This window comes from Inquilinus limosus DSM 16000, assembly GCF_000423185.1.
In the GTDB taxonomy this organism is placed as follows: Bacteria; Pseudomonadota; Alphaproteobacteria; order DSM-16000; family Inquilinaceae; genus Inquilinus; species Inquilinus limosus.
In genome coordinates this window covers 454,684-469,778 of sequence record NZ_AUHM01000002.1, presented here as the reverse complement: position 1 = coordinate 469,778, position 15,095 = coordinate 454,684, and the positions used below count along the sequence as shown (strand labels likewise).

The following is a 15,095-nucleotide window of genomic DNA, read 5'->3' as shown; positions in this document are numbered from 1 at the left end:
GGTCCCATAGGCATCGGCTCCGGGCCGGGGTAGAAGGGAAGCGGGACGGAGGGAACGCAAATATGACGGCCGAATTCACCCTGCCGCGCGACGCCCAGCTCGGGCTGCGCCGGATCGCCAACCGCACCGGCCTCGCCGCCGCCCTGCTGCCGAACGGCACGCTCTTCGCCCTGTCGCACCAGGCGGACGAGAAGAGCGACCTGGTGCTGGTCAACCAGGTGCTGGGATCGCCACTCGCGGGCGGCATCGGCCGGGTGCTGCTGCGGCTCGGCGGCGGCCGTGTGATCGAGGCTGTCGGGCCGACGGCGCGGCTGCAGGTCGGCGCGGGGGAAGATCGATTCGTCTGGGCCGGCGAGACCGGCGGCCTCTCGCACCGCGTCACCCTCTGGCTGGCGCCGGACACGGCTCTCTGGCTGTGGCGGGTCGAGGTCGAGAACAAGGGCGTCGTCGCGGCCGAGGTCTCGGCCGTGCTGCTGCAGGATGTCGGCCTCGGCAGCCGCGGCTTCCTGATGAACAACGAGGCCTACGCCTCGCAATACATCGACCACCACATCGCCCGGCACCCGCGCCTCGGGCCGGTGGTGATGAGCCGCCAGGCCCTGGCCCAGGGCGGCCGCAATCCCTGGGTGGCGCATGGCTGCCTGGAGGGCTCGGCCGGCTTCGCCACCGATGCGGCGCAGAGCTTCGGCCCCGGCTTCCGCGACCGCGCCGAGGTCGCCGGCGACCTGCCGGACGAGCGGCTGCAGCACGAGGCCGCCTGCCCGGCCATCGCCTCCGCCCCCATGACGCTGGCGCCCGGTGCCGCCGCGGCCTGGAGCTTCTTCGGCCTGTTCGTGCCGGACCACAAGGCGGCCTCCGGCGACGGGGATCTCGCCGTGGTCGAGCAGGCGCTGAAGGCCGCCGAATCCTTCCGCCCGGCCGAGGTGGCGCTGGAGACGCCGGTGCGCGGCCTGCTGCAGGACGCGCCGCCGCTGGTCGCCGAGGATCTCGACGCCGCCGCGCTCGACCGGCTGTGGCCGGCCCGGCGGCTGGAGGAAAAGCGCGATGGCGCGCTGCAATCCTTCTTTGTCGATGAGGACGACCTGAACCGGCACGTGGTGCTGCGGGCGAAGGAGCTGGGGCTGCGCCGCCGCCACGGCGCGCTGCTGCGCTCCGGCTCGGCCCTGCTGCCGGCGGACGACCTGCTCTGCGCCACGGTCTGGGCGCATGGCGTCTTCGCCGCCCAGCTGACAATCGGCAACACCTCCTTCCACAAGCTGCTCTCGGTCTCGCGCGACCCCTACAACATCACCCGCGCCTCGGGCTTGCGGATCCTGGTGAACGCGGGCGAGGGCTGGCGCCTGCTGTCGGTGCCTTCGGCCTTCGAGATGGGCTTGGCGGAGGCCCGCTGGATCTACCGCTTCGGCGGCCGCACCGTCATTGTCCGCGCCGCAATCTCCGGCGCCGAAACGGCGATGCAGTGGCGGGTGGAGGTCGAGGGCGCGCCCTGCCGCTTCCTCGTGCTCGGCCATCTGGTGCTCGGCGAGCGTGAGCTGGAACAGGCCGGGCGGGTCTCGGTCGACGCTGCCGGCAAGCGAATCTCCTTGCGTCCGGATCCCGATTGGCTGTGGGGGCAGCGCTATCCCGACTCGATCTACCACCTCGTGACGCCCACCCCGGACGCGATCGAGGCGATCGGCGGCGACGAGCTGCTCTATGCCGACGGGCAGGGGCGGGGCGGCGGATACATCGCGCTGCGCACCGCCGCCGTGGCCGGCTTCGGCTTCGCCGTCACCGGGTCACTGACCGACCCGGACGCGGCCGCCGCCCTGGCCGACCGCTATGCCGTCGGCGTGTCCTTCGAGGAGATGCTGGCCTCGGCCAACGCCCATTGGAAGGAGGTGACGCGCGGCCTGCGCATCACCGGCGGCGGGGCGGAGGGCGAGGCGCTGGACGCCGCCTTCCCCTGGCTGGCGCATGACGCGATGATCCACCTGACCGTGCCGCACGGGCTGGAGCAGTACACCGGCGGCGCCTGGGGCACGCGCGACGTCTGCCAGGGCGCGGTCGAGTTCCTGCTGGCGCTGGAGCACGACGCCGCGGTGAAGGAGACCCTGCGCACCGTCTTCGCCCAGCAATACGAGGTCCGGGGCGACTGGCCGCAATGGTTCATGCTGGAGCCGTATTCGCCGATCCAGGACCGGCACGCCCATGGCGACGTGATCGTCTGGCCGCTGAAGGCGCTGTGCGACTACGTCGAGGCCACCGGCGACCTCGCCTTCCTCGACGAGAAGGTGGCCTGGCGCGACGAGCAGGACTTCACCCGGACGGAGCGGCAGGACCCGGTCTCGGCCCATATCGACCGCATCGTCGCGGTGGTGCAGGAGCGCTTCATCCCCGGCACCCGGCTGCTGCGCTACGGCGAGGGCGACTGGAACGATTCGCTGCAGCCGGTCGACCCGCATCTGCGCGACTGGATGGTCAGCGCCTGGACCGTGGCCCTGCTGATCCAGCAGCTCGGCCGCTGGGCCGCAGTGCTGGACCGCGCCGGCCGGTCCGCCCGGGCGCGGGAGATCGAGGCGCTGGCCGGGGCGATGCACTGGGACCTGGAGCGCCACCTGCTGCGCGACGGCGTGCTGGCCGGCTATGCCGTGTTCAACCCGGACGGCACGGTGGCCGAGCTGCTGCTGCACCCCAGCGACACCCGCACCGGCCTGCGCTATTCGCTGCTGCCGATGAAGCGGGCGCTGATCGCCGGGCTGTTCGCGGGCGAGGCGGTGCGGCGACACCTCGACCTGATCCGCGACCACCTGACCTTCCCGGACGGCATCCGGCTGATGGACCGGCCGGTGGCCTATCGCGGCGGGGTCGAGACCCTGTTCCGCCGGGCCGAATCCGCCGCCTTCTTCGGCCGCGAGATCGGGCTGATGTACACCCACGCCCATCTCCGCGCCGGCGAGGCGATGGCGGCGCATGGCGAGGCCGACGCGGTGTGGCGGATCCTGCTGCAGGCCAGCCCGGTGGCGTCGACCGAGGTGGTGCCGAACGCGGCGCCGCGCCAGCGCAACGCCTATTTCAGCTCCAGCGACGCGGCCTTCGCCGACCGCTACGCCGCCGGCACCGACTGGGATCTGGTCAAGCAGGGGGCGATCGCCGCCGATGGCGGCTGGCGGGTCTATTCCAGCGGGCCGGGCCTCACCACCAACCTGATGCTGCGCCACGTCTTCGGCCTGCGCCGCAGCTTCGGCGAAAGGCTGTTCGAGCCGCTGCTGCCCACCGCGCATCCGGACCTGGCGGTCGAGCTGGAGCGCGGCGGAGAGCGGCGGCGCTACGGCCGGCCGGCGGGGGCGGCGTGACGACCGGCGCAAGATCCGGGTTGCCGGCACCGGTTTCCTGGAGCGTCATACCGCCATGATCACCCTCGCCGAGCCCATCCCTCCGATCGCCGGCGGCCCGGTCGACACGCCGCTGGGCCGGATGCTGGCGCTGGTCGACGCCACGGGCGCCCTGGTCGGCCTCGACTTCGAGGACGCCGACGGCACCCCGACCTTCAGCCAGCGCCGCGTGCAGCGGCAGGGGCTGCCGACCGGCCCGGCCGATCCCGCCGCCATCCGCCCGATCGCGGGCCAGTTGGGCGAATACTTCGCCGGCCGGCGCCGGGCCTTCGACCTGCCGCTGGCGCCCTTCGGCACGCCGTTCCAGCGCCTGGTCTGGGCGGCGCTCTGCGCCATTCCTTGCGGCGTCGTCCTGACCTATCGCGACCTGGCGCAGCGGATCGACCGGCCGCAGGCGGTCCGCGCCGTCGGCGCCGCCAACGGCGCCAACCCGATCTCGGTGGTGGTGCCCTGCCACCGCCTCGTCGGCAGCGACGGCACCCTCACCGGCTACGGCGGCGGCCTGCACCGCAAGGCGGCGCTGCTGGAGCTGGAGGGGGCGCGGCCGCCGACGCTGGCGGTGTGAGCGGTTACGCCGCCGCCGGCTGCGGCGCCCGGCGCGGCAGCAGCAGGGCCAGGACGCCGGCCAGGACGGCGAGGCCGATCGAGCCGGCCCAGAGCGGCGCGTAATCGGCGAAGCGGTCGAACACCACCCCGCCCAGGAAGGCGCCCAGCGCGCCGCCCGCGGCATGGCCGGCCGAGATCAGCCCCATCGCCAGGCCGAGGCGCGCGGTGCCGAGATGGCTCGCCGCCAGGCTGACCGTGACCGGCACGGTCGAATAGTCGAACAGGCCGAACAGCACGGCGAAGACGTAGAGCAGCCGGATGTCGGGGCCGAGGCCGATCAGCAGGACGAAGCTGGCGGCCCTGGCCAGATAGATGACGCCCAGCAGCAGCGGCCGGTCGACCCGGTCGGTCAGCCAGCCGGCCAGCACCATCCCGGCCAGGTTCACTGCCGACAGCACGCCATAGGCGGTGGCGCTGGGCAGGGGCGGGAAGCCGCACAGGGCCGCGAAGGGCAGGAGATGCGTCTCGATCACCCCGGTGGTGGTGAAGCCGCAGATGGCGAAGCTCCAGAACAGCAGGTGGAACACCGGGCTGCGCAGCAGCGCCGCCGGGCCGCCCGCCTCGGCCTCGGGCCGCGACGGCGCCGCCGGTGCTGCTTCGCCGCGCAGCGCCGCCCACGCGGCAACGCCCAGCACCAGGCAGGCGGCGGCCATGGCGGCGAAGCCGGCGCGCCAGGCCGTCCCCGCCGCCAGCAGCGCCACCAGCGGGACCAGCACCAGCTGTCCGCCCGTGGCGCCGGCGGTGGCGATGCCGGTGGCCAGGCCGCGCCTCTCGGCGAAGCGGCGGGCCACCGCCGCGGCGACGATGTTGGTGCCGACCGCGGTGAAGCCGATGGCGGCGACGAGGCCGAAGCCCAGCAGGAACAGCGCCTCGGACCGGCCCGCGGCCACGGTCGCCGAGCCGGCGCCGATCAGCAGCAGCCCGCCCGCCAGCAGACGGCGCGGGCCGTGGCGGTCGACCGCGGCGCCCATCAGCGGCGCCATCGCCGCCATGACGCACAGCGCCAGCGCGCTCGCCCCCGACAGGAAGCTGCGGCCCCAGCCCAGCTCCGCCTCGATCGCCGGCATCGCCAGCCCCAGCACGGCGCGGACCGAGAAGGACAGCGCCAAGGCCAGAAAGCCGATGCCGACCAGGATCCACCGGCCGTCCGGCCCTTCATGCCGCATGATGTCGCTCCTCGCACAGACAGGCTAAAGTCTCGCCGGGCAGGCAAGGATGAGGCAAACGAGATTCCATGCGATTCAGGTTTAGGCTGGCTAAACCCAAGCCGCCTTCGATCGAGGACTCCGCTCTTCACCGTCATTGCGAGGAGGGGAAGCCGACGAAGCAATCCAGCCCGCCGCTCGGGCTGTCCTGGATCGCTTCGCCTTCGGCTCGCGATGACGGTTTGTGATGACCGGACCGCTTCCTCTCCTCGGCCTCCGGGCCTATGCCGAGATCGGCCGGCGCGGCAGCGTCAAGGCGGCGGCGGAGGCCATGGGCGTGACCCCGGGCGCGGTCAGCCAGCAGCTCAAGCTGCTGGAAGAACGTCTGGGGCTGGCGCTGTTCGTGCGCGATCGCCGCGGCATCCGCCTGACCGAGGCCGGCGCCCGGGCGCATCCGCTGGTCCAGCGCGGCTTCGACCAGCTGGCCGAAGCGCTCGACCTGCTGGCGGCGGAAGGGCGGCGGGAGACGCTGACGGTCAGCACCGCGCCCTCCTTCGCCGCCACCTGGCTGGTGCCGCGGCTGGGCCGTTTCACCGCCCGGCATCCCGGCATCGAGGTGCGGGTCGAGGCGACCACGGCTTTGGCCGATCTCGGCCGCGTCGATGTGGTGCTGCGCCACGGCCTCGGCCGCTGGCCGGGTCTCGTCTCCGAACCGCTGCTGGCACCGCGCTTGCTGCCCGTCGCCAGCCCCGAACTGCTGCGCCGCGGCCCGCCGGTCGCCGGGCCGGCCGATTGCCTGTCCTATCCGCTGCTGCAGGACGGCGATCGGGCCGACTGGCGGCTGTGGCTGGCGGCGCAAGGGATCGAGGACCCGCGGGCCGAGCGCGGCCCCGCCTTCGACAGCGATCTGCTGCTGGTCCGGGCCGCCATCGCCGGCCAGGGGCTGGCGCTGGTGCGTGACCTCTATGTGGCGGAGGAGATCGCCGCCGGCCGACTCGCGCTGGTGCTCGACCGGCCCTGGCCCACCCGCTTCGCCTATTACGTCGCCGCCCGGCCGGCGGTGTGGCGGACGCCGAAGCTCGCCGCCTTCCGCGCCTGGCTTGCCGAGGAGGTGCGCGGGGCCGAGGATGGGGGCGAGATCGGCAAGCGGGATTCCGGATAGGCCGGAGCCGCCCCCTCACCCGAAATCGCTGACGCGATTTCGACCTCTCCCCGAGGAGAGGTGAAAAATCCCTCTCCTCGGGGAGAGGGAGGGACCCGACGCCGAAGGCGGCGGGAGGGTGAGGGGGAAAGCCGTCGCGCTTTGGGGAGGAGCGAATGGCGATCAGCAAGAGCGAGCCGGGCGATGCGGCGGTGGTGGCCGCGACCGGCAGGACCCCGGCGGAATGGCAGGCGCTGCTCGACGCGGCCGGCGCGCGCGACTGGCCGCATCCGCGCATCGTCGCCTGGCTGCGCGAGCAGCACGGCCTGTCCGGCTGGTGGGGCCAGTCGGTCACCGTCGGCTATGAGCGGGCGATCGGCCGCCGCGCCCTCGGCCAGACGGCCGATGCCGGCTTCCAGGTCGGCGTCAGCCGCACCCTGCCGGCGCCGGCGGAGACCGTGTGGCGCCTGCTGCTGTCGCCGGAGGGCCGCACGCTCTGGCTCGGCACGGCGGAACCGGCGGAGCTGGCGCCGGGCGTCGCCTATCACACGGCCGACGGCGTCTCGGGCGAGATCCGCGTGGTCAGGCCGGGCGACCGGCTGCGCCTGACCCGGCGGGGGCCGGGCGAAGCGGCGTCCTCGACCGTGCAGATCGCGCTGCAGCCCGGCGAGGCCAGGACCGTGATCACCTTCCACCACGAGAAGCTGCCGGATGCCGACGCACGTGAGGCGATGCGGGCGCATTGGCGCGGCGTCGCCGACCGCTTCGCGGCGCTGGTCGGGCGGTTGATGCCGTCCTCCTGACGCCCCTCGCTTTGCGCGCGGCACCTGTGGTTCACTGCGCCGCGACGACATTCCCTGGGGAGGACCTTCGGCCATGACGACCACGCCGCGCTTCACCCTGCACCATGCGCCGCGCTCCCGCTCCGCCCGCATCCTGTGGCTGCTGGAGGAGACCGGGGTGCCCTTCGAGATCGCGCAGCACGATTTCGCCAAGGCGACGCACAAGGACCCCGCCTATCTCGCCATCAACCCGGCCGGCAAGGTGCCGGCGCTGATCGACCGCGGCCCGGCCGGGGACTGGTCGCCGCCTGCGGTGGTGACCGAGAGCGCCGCGATCTGCGCCTATGTCGCCGATGCCGTGCCCGAGGCCGGCCTGGCGCCGCGGGTCGGCTCGCGTGAGCGCGCCGCCTACGCCACCTGGATCGGCTACTGCCCCTCGGTGCTCGAGCCCGCGCTGTCCGATTCGGTGTTCCCGCGGCGGGAGGAACCGCCGGCCAGCACCATCGGCTGGTGCTCCTTCCCCGAGGCGCTGCGGCGGGTTGAGACGGCGCTGCAGGCCGGCGGCCCCTATCTGCTCGGCGACCGGTTCAGCGCCGCCGACGTACTGATCGGGTCGCTGCTGCAATGGCTGCACGGCTGGGGCAAGCTGCCGGAGACGCCGACGCTGTCCGCCTATCTCGCCACGCTGGCCGCGCGTCCGGCGCTGCAGCGTGCCCAGGCCCGGGACGCGGCGCCGGCGGCGGCATGATCCTGCGCCCCGCCGTTCCTGCCGACGCGCCGCCCCTGGCGGCGCTGCACGTCGCGGTCTGGCGCGACACCTATCGCGACCTGGCGCCGCCCGAGGCCGCGGCGGCGCTCGACGTGCCCCGCAGGCAGGCGCGATGGGAGGCGATCCTGGCCGACCCGGACCAGATCGCTCTTGTCGCCGAGACCGATGGCGCGCTGGCCGGTTTCGGCTTGGCCGGGCCACCGGGCGACCCCGCCTTCGATGACCGGGCCGAGGTGAAGTACCTCTATGTCGGGCGCGGCTTCGCCCGCCGCGGCATCGGCCGCCGGCTGCTCGCCGCCCTGGCCGCGGCGCTGGCCGAACGGGGCTATGCAGCGCTCGGCCTCGGCGTCGTGGTCGGCAACGACCCGGCCATCGCCTTCTACGAGGCGCAGGGCGGCCGCCGGATCGGCGCCTACACCGACCCCGGCCCGCTCTGGCGCTCGGACAACCTGCTCTACGGCTGGGACGATCTGGCGGCGTTGGCGGCGCGGGGGTAAGGCACGGCGCAGATAGCGTCCGGCACGCCGGTCAGTCGGACGAGCGGCGGGCCTCGGCCGGAGCCTCGCGGCGATCGCCCTCAAAGAGCGGCCCGCCATGGTGTCCCAGTTCGGTCTCGGCGAATGCGATCAGGCGATCCGGCCGGCTCTCGGCGAACAGCCATCGGAAGGCCTCGTCGAAGTCCCGGGCAAGCGGCTCGTCCAGCGCCGCCAGCAATCGGGGAATCCATTTCCCGCTTCCGGTCCAGTGGCCGCGTCCCAGCAGCATCAGATCCGCGAGCCGCCGATGGAGGGCGGCGCCGATGGCCAGCATCTCCTGTGGGGTACGCCGATCCCGCAGGTCGTCGACCAGATCGGTGATCTCGTATCTGAGCGCGTCGCGGCGTTCGGCCGCCAGCGGCGGGGGACCCTTTGCCAGGAGGCTGCCGGCCTCGGAGCGCAGGGCTACGGCATCGGCAGTGACTGGGCCGATCAGGCGACCCTCGGCGACCATGGTGACGATGCTGGGGCGGCCCCGCGCCACATCCTGGTCCATGAACCACCGCAACGTCCCGGGGTCATGGACGAAGGCCTCGACCGGAAAGCCGCCCGAGCGGAAGGATTCCCGTCTTGCGCGATCGATCCGGCCATACACGACCACGAGGTCGACGTCGGAATGGGCCGTATCCTGGCCGCGGATGATCGAGCCCGCCACGAAGGCGAAGCGGGCATCCGGATAGCGTGTGGCCAGAACCGACTCGGCTGTGGCCAGTGCCGCCTCGATCCGCGCGGTCTCTGCCATCATCACCCGTCTCCCAACAGACTGGACCCGAACTGCGTCTCTGCGGCGGCATCGCCCGCAATTCCCTAGTCGAATCGTAGCCGCTCAACCAGGAAGTCGATGAAGGCGCGCACCCGGGCCGGCATGGTGCCGCGGCCCAGGAACAGGGCGTGGATCTCCTCCATCTCGCGCGGGTCGTGGTCCGGCAGCAGCTCGACCAGCCGGCGGGCGGCGAGGTCGTCCCGGATGTGGTACAGGGCGGTGCGGCCGATCCCCATCCCGGCCAGCACGGCCTGGCGCAGCGTCTCGCCGTTGTTGACCACCAGCGGCCCGGTCACCTGCATCGGCCGGGGCCCGTCCGGCCCGGCCAGGATCCAGTCGGTGAAGCTGCGCCGGTAGTTGAAGGTCAGGCAGTCGTGCCCGGCCAGGTCGGCCGGGGTGCGCGGCGTGCCCCGCCGCTCGAGATAGGGTGGCGCCGCGATCAGCAGGCGCCGGCTGGCGCCCAGCTTGCGGGCCTGCAGGCTGCTGTCGCGCAGCGGCCCGTGGCGGATGGCGACGTCGGTCCGCTCCGCCAGGATGTCGACCACCTCGTCGGTCAGGCTGACATCCAGCGTCACCGCCGGGTGGCGGGCGCGGAACTCCGGCAGCAGCGGCATCAGGCAATGCGTGCCGAAGGGGATCGAGGCGCTGATCCGGAGCCGCCCGCGCGGCGCCGAGGAGCCGGAGACGCCGGCCTCGGCCTCGGCGATGTCGGCCAGGATGCGGCTGGCCTGCTCGTAGAACAGGTCGCCCTCGGGCGTCGGCCTCAGGCTGCGGGTCGACCGGGCCAGGAGGCGCACCCCCAGCCGGCCCTCCAGCCGCCCGATCAGCTTGGCGACGGCCGACGGCGTCAGGCCCAGGCGCCGGGCGGCGGCGGAGAAGCCGCCCTCCTCCACCACCCGGACGAAGACTTCCATCTCTCCGGAACGATTGATGTCCATGGGCGTCCTCGGCTGGCTCGACGAAACCTTTGAACGCCAAGGTTTCGCCGCATTGAGGGTGGATTCAAAGGCGACCGCCTGTCATGCTGCGGTGCATCAAAACGGATTTCGAGGTGCGGACGGCTCCGTTCGAAACGGGCCAGGTCAACCGAAGGGGAACCACGACCACCATGTCCAGGATCGTGATCGAGCAGGACGGTGTGCAGCGCAAGGCGAGCGCGTCGTTCTTCCGTGGCGAGACGACGAATTTCTACCCGAGCGACAGGTCGCTCGAACGCAGCAGCGTCGTCTCCGAATACCTCGTCAAGGGTTGGATGCCGGCGGAGCGGTTTGTGACGAAGGACACGCCGATCGTCGCCTTCGGCTCCTGCTTCGCCGAGAACATCAGCCGCTACCTGCACAAGGCCGGCTTCAACGTGCTGACCAAGCGCGACGACCTCGCCTATGTCTCGAAGATGGGCGACGGCATGGTCAACACCTTCGCCATCCGCCAGCAGTTCGAATGGGCCTGGCTGGGCAAGACGCCGCAGGCCGAGCTGTGGCACGGCTACGACGCATCCCAGTTCGGCTATGACGAGGCGGTCCGGCTGCGCACCAGGGCGCTGTTCGACGAGGCCGAGATGTTCATCATCACCCTCGGCCTGTCCGAGGTGTGGTACGACGAGCCGACCGGGGAAGTGTTCTGGCGCGCGGTGCCGAAGGACAGATACGACCCGGCGCGGCACAAGTTCCGGGTCACCAGCCATGCCGAAAACCTGGAGAACCTGCAGGCGATCCATGCCCTGATCCGCGCCTTCCGGCCGGATGCGGCGATCCTGTTCACGGTGTCGCCGATCCCCCTGACCGCGACCTTCCGGCCGGTGAACTGCCTCTCGGCCAACGCCGTGTCGAAGGCGATCCTGCGCTCGGCGGCCGACGAGTTCTTCCGCTGCAGCGCGCCGAACGATCCGAGGCTGTTCTACTTCCCCAGTTACGACATCGTCATGCACGGCTTCAACCACCAGTGGCGGGACGACCGGCGGCACGTCTATTCCCACGTGCTCGACTTCAACATGAAGGTGTTCGAGCGCTACTACTGCCGGACCGCGCTGGACGACGAGGGGCTGCTGGCCTCCTTCCGCTACGCCCAGCGCCAGGACCGGCTGATCGGCCAGCTCGGTCATGCCGCGGTGACGCTGGGCGAGGCCCCGACGGCGGACGAGCGCAAGGCGGCCAGGGTGGCGCTGGCGAAGCGCAAGCGCGAGTTGGAGCGGGCGAAGATCCGGGAAGAGCGGCGCCAGCAGCGCATCGCCGCCCGGCGCGCGGCCGCGGGAACGGCGATCGCGGCGGAGTAGGGCACCCGGCTTGTCCTCCCCGACGTCATCGCGAGGCGCGAAGCGCCGTGGCGATCCAGGGGGCCGGTGCCGCTGGATCGCCACGCCCCTGCGGGGCTCGCTATGACAATCAAAGCCGTTGTCATTTTGGAAGCTGCATCACAGCTGATTGGATTTGCCGAAGCATAGTACAAGGCGGCCCTGCCGACCATCTTGCGGTGAGCTTTCCCCCGCAAGGTGCTCGTCATGCCCATCGCCCTCTATGCTCTCGCGGTCGGTGCCTTCGGCATCGGCCTCACCGAATTCGTCATCATGGGCCTGCTGCTGGAGGTCGGGACCGATCTCGGCGTCTCGATCTCCACCGCCGGCCTCCTGATCAGCGGCTATGCGCTCGGCGTCGTCGCCGGCGCGCCAATCCTCACCACCCTGACCGGGCGGATGCCGCGCAAGACCGTGCTGCTGGCCCTGATGGGGATCTTCACCATCGGCAACCTGGCCTGTGCGGTGGCGCCCGACTACGCCACGCTGATGGCGGCGCGTGTGCTGACCGCCTTCGCCCACGGCACCTTCTTCGGCGTCGGCTCGGTGGTCGCCACCGGCCTGGTGCCGGCGCAGAAGCGGGCCTCGGCCATCGCCATCATGTTCACCGGCCTGACGGTCGCCAACATCCTGGGCGTGCCCTTCGGCACCTGGCTGGGCCAGGGCTTCGGCTGGCGCGCCACCTTCTGGGCCGTGACCGCGGTCGGCCTCGTCGCCCTCGCCGTGATCGCCTTCGCCGTGCCGAAGGACGACGCGCCGGCCGAGGAGTCGGACTGGCGGCAGGACCTCAAGGTGCTGGCGCGCCGCCCGGTGCTGCTGGGCCTCCTGACCACCGTTCTGGGCTTCGCCGCGGTCTTCGCCGTCTTCACCTATATCGCGCCGATCCTGACCCGGATCACCGGCGTGTCCGAGGCCGCGGTCTCCCCGATCCTGCTGGTGTTCGGCGGCGGCCTCGTGGTGGGCAACCTGCTCGGCGGCAGGTTCGCCGACCGCTGGCTGGTGCCGACTGTGCTGGGCAGCATGCTGGTCCTGGCCGCGGTGCTGGGGCTGATGACCTTCGCCGTGCACAGCACCGTCCTGGCCGTGGTCTTCGTCGGCCTGCTCGGCGCCGCCGGCTTCGCCACCGTGGCGCCGCTGCAGATGTGGGTGCTGGAGAAGGCGGAGGGCGCCGGCCAGAGCCTGGCGTCGAGCTTCAACATCGCCGCCTTCAACCTCGGCAACGCGCTGGGGGCCTGGCTCGGCGGCCAGGTGATCGAGCACGGGCCCGGCCTCGGCGCCGTGCCCTGGGTGGCGGCGCTGGTGCCGCTGGCGGGCGTCGCCGTGGCGCTGCTCAGCCTTCGGCTCGACCGCCGCGCCCCGGCGCTGGTCCCGGCCGCGGACTGCGTCTCCTGATCCGCACGGAACTGCTCATGCGAGACGGCCCGCCGATCCCAGGCGGGCGTCTTCTCTTGCCGAAATCGTTGGAGCCTCCGATGCCGCTCGACCCCCAGGCCCAGGCCGTGCTCGACGCCCGCCGGGACGCACAGGCCTTCGACTACGACACCGTCACGGCGGCGGAGTTCCGCGCCGCCTTCGCCATCCCGGCGCCGTCCGGCCCGCCGGCCGGCGGGCTTCGGGTCGAGGACCGGGCGACCGACGGTCCCGGCGGGCCGCTCAGCCTCCGACTCTACCGGCCGGATGGGGCCGGGCCGTTTCCGGTCACGCTGTTCCTGCATGGCGGCGGCTTCACCATCGGCAGCCCGGATGCCACCGACGGCATCTGCCGCGCCTTGGCTGCCGGGGCCGGCAGCCTCGTGGTTTCGGTCGACTACCGGCTGGCGCCGGAGGCGCCCTTCCCGGCCGGGCTGCGGGACGCCGAGGCGGCGCTCGACTGGGTGCACGGGAACGCGGCGGAGATCGGCGGCGACGCCGGACGGATCGCGGTGGCGGGCAACAGCTCCGGCGGCAATTTCGCCGCCGTTCTGGCGCAGCGGTCCCGGACGGAAGGACCGGCACTGTGCCACCAGTTGCTGCTGTTCCCCGCGCTCGACGCCGCCGCCGAAGCCGAGTCCTGGCGCCTGCATGGGGAAGGGCTCATCCTGACCGCACCGATGATGCGCTGGTTCTGGCGGCTGTACCTGCCGGATCCGGCCCTGGCTTCCGACCCCCGCGTGTCGCCGCTACGCCGGCCCGACCTCTTCGGCCTGCCGCCTGCCACCATCTTCACCGCCGAATACGACCTGCTTCGCGATGAGGGCGAGGCCTATGCCGCGGCGCTGCAGGCCGCCGGGGTGCCGGTGGCGCTGCGGCGCTGGCCCGGCCAGCTGCACGATTTCCTGCTGATGCAGGGCGCGGTCGATGCGGCGGAGGATGGGCTGCGCGAAGCCGCGGCGGCGCTGCGCCGCAGCTTCGCCTGACAGGCGCAGCTAGGCTGTGGCCCGCTGGGGCGCGGGGTCACCGGTGTCGGTCAGCGCCATCTGCCGCTCGCGATCGATCATGTAGTCGCGGGTGATCGGCACGGTGTCGATGCGCTTGGCGAATTGCAGCTGGAACACGACATTGGTGCGGTGGCGGAACCCGACCTCGCACAGCGCCAGGTAGAACTCCCACATCCGGCAGAAGCGCTCGTCGTACAGCTTCGCCGCGTCGGCCCAGCGGGCCATGAAGCGCTCGCGCCAGTGCCGCAGCGTCTCGGCATAGTGGATGCGCAGCACCTCGACATCGGTGATGAACAGGCCGCTGCGCTCCGCCATCGTCGCCAGCTCGGACAGGGTCGGCAGGTCGGCGCCCGGGAAGATGTATTTGCGGATGAAGGGGTTGATCGGGCCCGGCGTGTCGGAATAGCCGATGCTGTGGATCAGCGCGACGCCGTCATCCGCCAGCAGGTCGTGCAGCTTGGCGAAGAACTCGGCGTAGTTGCGCTTGCCGACATGCTCGAACATGCCGACCGAAACGATGCGGTCGTAGGGGCCGGGCTCCTGGCGATAGTCGCGCAGGTGGAACTTCGCCCGGTCGGCCAGCCCGGCCGCCGCCGCCCGCGCCGTGCTCAGCTTGTGCTGCTCGGTGCTCAGCGTCACGCCGGTCACGTCCGCCCCGGCCTCGCGGGCGAGGTAGAGGCCGAGCCCGCCCCAGCCGGAGCCGATGTCCAGCGTCTTCAGCCCCGGCCGGTCGAACAGCAGCTTGGCGGCGATGTGCCGCTTCTTGTTCAGCTGCGCCGTCTCCAGGCTGTCTCCGGGGGTGGCAAAATAGGCGCAGGAATATTGCCGGTCGGCGTCGAGGAACAGGTCGTACAGCTCGGCCGACAGGTCGTAGTGATGGGCGACGTTCTGCTGCGCCTTGCCGACCGGGTTGTACTGCTTCAGCCCGCGGGTCACCCGCTCGATCAGCGCCAGCCAGCCGTGCCGGTCGACCTTCAGGTTCCGTGCCACCAGCGCCAGGAAGTCGTAGAGCGACCCTTCCTCGATCGTCAGCTGCCCGTCCATATAGGCCTCGCCCAGCGCCAGGCCGGGGTTCAGGACCAGCGTGTAGGCCAGGCGCGGCGATTTCAGCCGGATCACGGCGCCGGGCGGCGAGTCGTCGCCGATCTTGTGGACGGTGCCGCCGGCGTCGATCACCCGCAGGCTGCCGGTCCGGACAATCGACTTCAGAAGTGCGATGAACATCCCGAATCAATCTCTCTTTGCTCGGTCGCCCTGCGGCGCGGCCGGGCG

The 15,095-nt window shown here is 72.1% G+C and carries 13 protein-coding genes; 9 read left to right on the top strand and 4 right to left on the bottom strand.

Annotated features, from left to right (window positions below; genetic code table 11):
* Positions 1-62: 62 nt before the first annotated feature.
* Both G537_RS0106205 and G537_RS0106200 read left to right on the top strand, forming a co-directional pair.
* Entirely contained in the window at positions 63-3,335 is a 3,273-nt protein-coding gene (locus tag G537_RS0106205) for a GH36-type glycosyl hydrolase domain-containing protein (RefSeq protein WP_026869362.1), read from the top strand.
* Between the two features lie 55 nt (positions 3,336-3,390).
* The gene (locus tag G537_RS0106200) at positions 3,391-3,939 is read left to right on the top strand and encodes a methylated-DNA--[protein]-cysteine S-methyltransferase (RefSeq protein WP_034850721.1); all 549 of its coding nucleotides are present in this window, start codon (positions 3,391-3,393) and stop codon (positions 3,937-3,939) included.
* 4 nt (positions 3,940-3,943) lie between these two features.
* On the opposite strand, the gene G537_RS0106195 is transcribed toward G537_RS0106200, so the two are convergent.
* A complete protein-coding gene (locus G537_RS0106195) occupies positions 3,944-5,146 on the bottom strand; it encodes an MFS transporter (protein ID WP_026869360.1) in 1,203 nt (400 codons plus the stop codon).
* A 226-nt stretch (positions 5,147-5,372) separates the two neighbouring features.
* On the opposite strand from G537_RS0106195, the gene G537_RS36715 reads away from it, so the two are divergent.
* The 4 genes from G537_RS36715 (at position 5,373) to G537_RS0106175 (ending at position 8,314) form a co-directional block, all read left to right on the top strand.
* Positions 5,373-6,287 (top strand): LysR substrate-binding domain-containing protein, encoded by a 915-nt coding sequence (locus G537_RS36715; RefSeq protein ID WP_051247985.1) that lies wholly within the window; start codon positions 5,373-5,375, stop codon positions 6,285-6,287.
* A gap of 155 nt (positions 6,288-6,442) precedes the next feature.
* Positions 6,443-7,069, top strand: a complete 627-nt coding sequence (locus G537_RS0106185) for an SRPBCC domain-containing protein (RefSeq protein WP_081688614.1) — start codon at positions 6,443-6,445, stop codon at positions 7,067-7,069.
* Between the two features lie 73 nt (positions 7,070-7,142).
* Positions 7,143-7,796 (top strand): glutathione S-transferase family protein, encoded by a 654-nt coding sequence (locus G537_RS0106180; protein WP_026869358.1) that lies wholly within the window; start codon positions 7,143-7,145, stop codon positions 7,794-7,796.
* Positions 7,793-8,314 carry a GNAT family N-acetyltransferase gene (locus G537_RS0106175; RefSeq protein WP_026869357.1) on the top strand — a complete coding sequence of 174 codons (522 nt, stop codon included), beginning with the start codon at positions 7,793-7,795 and terminating at the stop codon, positions 8,312-8,314. The genes G537_RS0106180 and G537_RS0106175 overlap by 4 nt, the downstream gene beginning before the upstream one ends.
* A gap of 31 nt (positions 8,315-8,345) precedes the next feature.
* Here the strand turns inward: G537_RS0106175 and G537_RS0106170 are convergent, their stop codons facing one another.
* Both G537_RS0106170 and G537_RS0106165 read right to left on the bottom strand, forming a co-directional pair.
* Positions 8,346-9,098: a nucleotidyltransferase domain-containing protein gene (locus G537_RS0106170; RefSeq protein ID WP_026869356.1), complete on the bottom strand. Its 753-nt coding sequence runs from the start codon at positions 9,096-9,098 to the stop codon at positions 8,346-8,348.
* A gap of 62 nt (positions 9,099-9,160) precedes the next feature.
* Positions 9,161-10,030: a LysR family transcriptional regulator gene (locus G537_RS0106165; protein WP_081688650.1), complete on the bottom strand. Its 870-nt coding sequence runs from the start codon at positions 10,028-10,030 to the stop codon at positions 9,161-9,163.
* 194 nt (positions 10,031-10,224) lie between these two features.
* Here G537_RS0106165 and G537_RS36710 point away from each other — a divergent pair, with 194 nt between their 5' ends.
* From G537_RS36710 to G537_RS0106150, 3 genes are all read left to right on the top strand, one after another.
* Positions 10,225-11,388: a GSCFA domain-containing protein gene (locus G537_RS36710; protein ID WP_034850888.1), complete on the top strand. Its 1,164-nt coding sequence runs from the start codon at positions 10,225-10,227 to the stop codon at positions 11,386-11,388.
* 225 nt (positions 11,389-11,613) lie between these two features.
* Positions 11,614-12,798: an MFS transporter gene (locus G537_RS0106155; RefSeq protein WP_034850719.1), complete on the top strand. Its 1,185-nt coding sequence runs from the start codon at positions 11,614-11,616 to the stop codon at positions 12,796-12,798.
* 80 nt (positions 12,799-12,878) lie between these two features.
* On the top strand, positions 12,879-13,802 hold the full coding sequence (locus tag G537_RS0106150; RefSeq protein WP_026869353.1) for an alpha/beta hydrolase: 924 nt from the start codon (positions 12,879-12,881) through the stop codon (positions 13,800-13,802).
* Positions 13,803-13,811: 9 nt separating this feature from the next.
* Here G537_RS0106150 and G537_RS36705 read toward each other — a convergent pair whose 3' ends face one another.
* The gene (locus G537_RS36705; protein ID WP_034850717.1) at positions 13,812-15,047 is read right to left on the bottom strand and encodes an SAM-dependent methyltransferase; all 1,236 of its coding nucleotides are present in this window, start codon (positions 15,045-15,047) and stop codon (positions 13,812-13,814) included.
* Positions 15,048-15,095 lie beyond the last annotated feature (48 nt).

Excerpts from the sequence above, each read along its gene's own strand:
- G537_RS0106205 (WP_026869362.1), top strand. The coding sequence starts at position 63 with ATGACGGCCGAATTCACCCTGCCGCGCGACGCCCAGCTCGGGCTGCGC.
- G537_RS0106200 (WP_034850721.1), top strand. The coding sequence starts at position 3,391 with ATGATCACCCTCGCCGAGCCCATCCCTCCGATCGCCGGCGGCCCGGTC.
- G537_RS0106195 (WP_026869360.1), bottom strand. The coding sequence starts at position 5,146 with ATGCGGCATGAAGGGCCGGACGGCCGGTGGATCCTGGTCGGCATCGGC.
- G537_RS36715 (WP_051247985.1), top strand. The coding sequence starts at position 5,373 with ATGACCGGACCGCTTCCTCTCCTCGGCCTCCGGGCCTATGCCGAGATC.
- G537_RS0106185 (WP_081688614.1), top strand. The coding sequence starts at position 6,443 with ATGGCGATCAGCAAGAGCGAGCCGGGCGATGCGGCGGTGGTGGCCGCG.
- G537_RS0106180 (WP_026869358.1), top strand. The coding sequence starts at position 7,143 with ATGACGACCACGCCGCGCTTCACCCTGCACCATGCGCCGCGCTCCCGC.
- G537_RS0106175 (WP_026869357.1), top strand. The coding sequence starts at position 7,793 with ATGATCCTGCGCCCCGCCGTTCCTGCCGACGCGCCGCCCCTGGCGGCG.
- G537_RS0106170 (WP_026869356.1), bottom strand. The coding sequence starts at position 9,098 with ATGATGGCAGAGACCGCGCGGATCGAGGCGGCACTGGCCACAGCCGAG.
- G537_RS0106165 (WP_081688650.1), bottom strand. The coding sequence starts at position 10,030 with ATGGAAGTCTTCGTCCGGGTGGTGGAGGAGGGCGGCTTCTCCGCCGCC.
- G537_RS36710 (WP_034850888.1), top strand. The coding sequence starts at position 10,225 with ATGTCCAGGATCGTGATCGAGCAGGACGGTGTGCAGCGCAAGGCGAGC.
- G537_RS0106155 (WP_034850719.1), top strand. The coding sequence starts at position 11,614 with ATGCCCATCGCCCTCTATGCTCTCGCGGTCGGTGCCTTCGGCATCGGC.
- G537_RS0106150 (WP_026869353.1), top strand. The coding sequence starts at position 12,879 with ATGCCGCTCGACCCCCAGGCCCAGGCCGTGCTCGACGCCCGCCGGGAC.
- G537_RS36705 (WP_034850717.1), bottom strand. The coding sequence starts at position 15,047 with ATGTTCATCGCACTTCTGAAGTCGATTGTCCGGACCGGCAGCCTGCGG.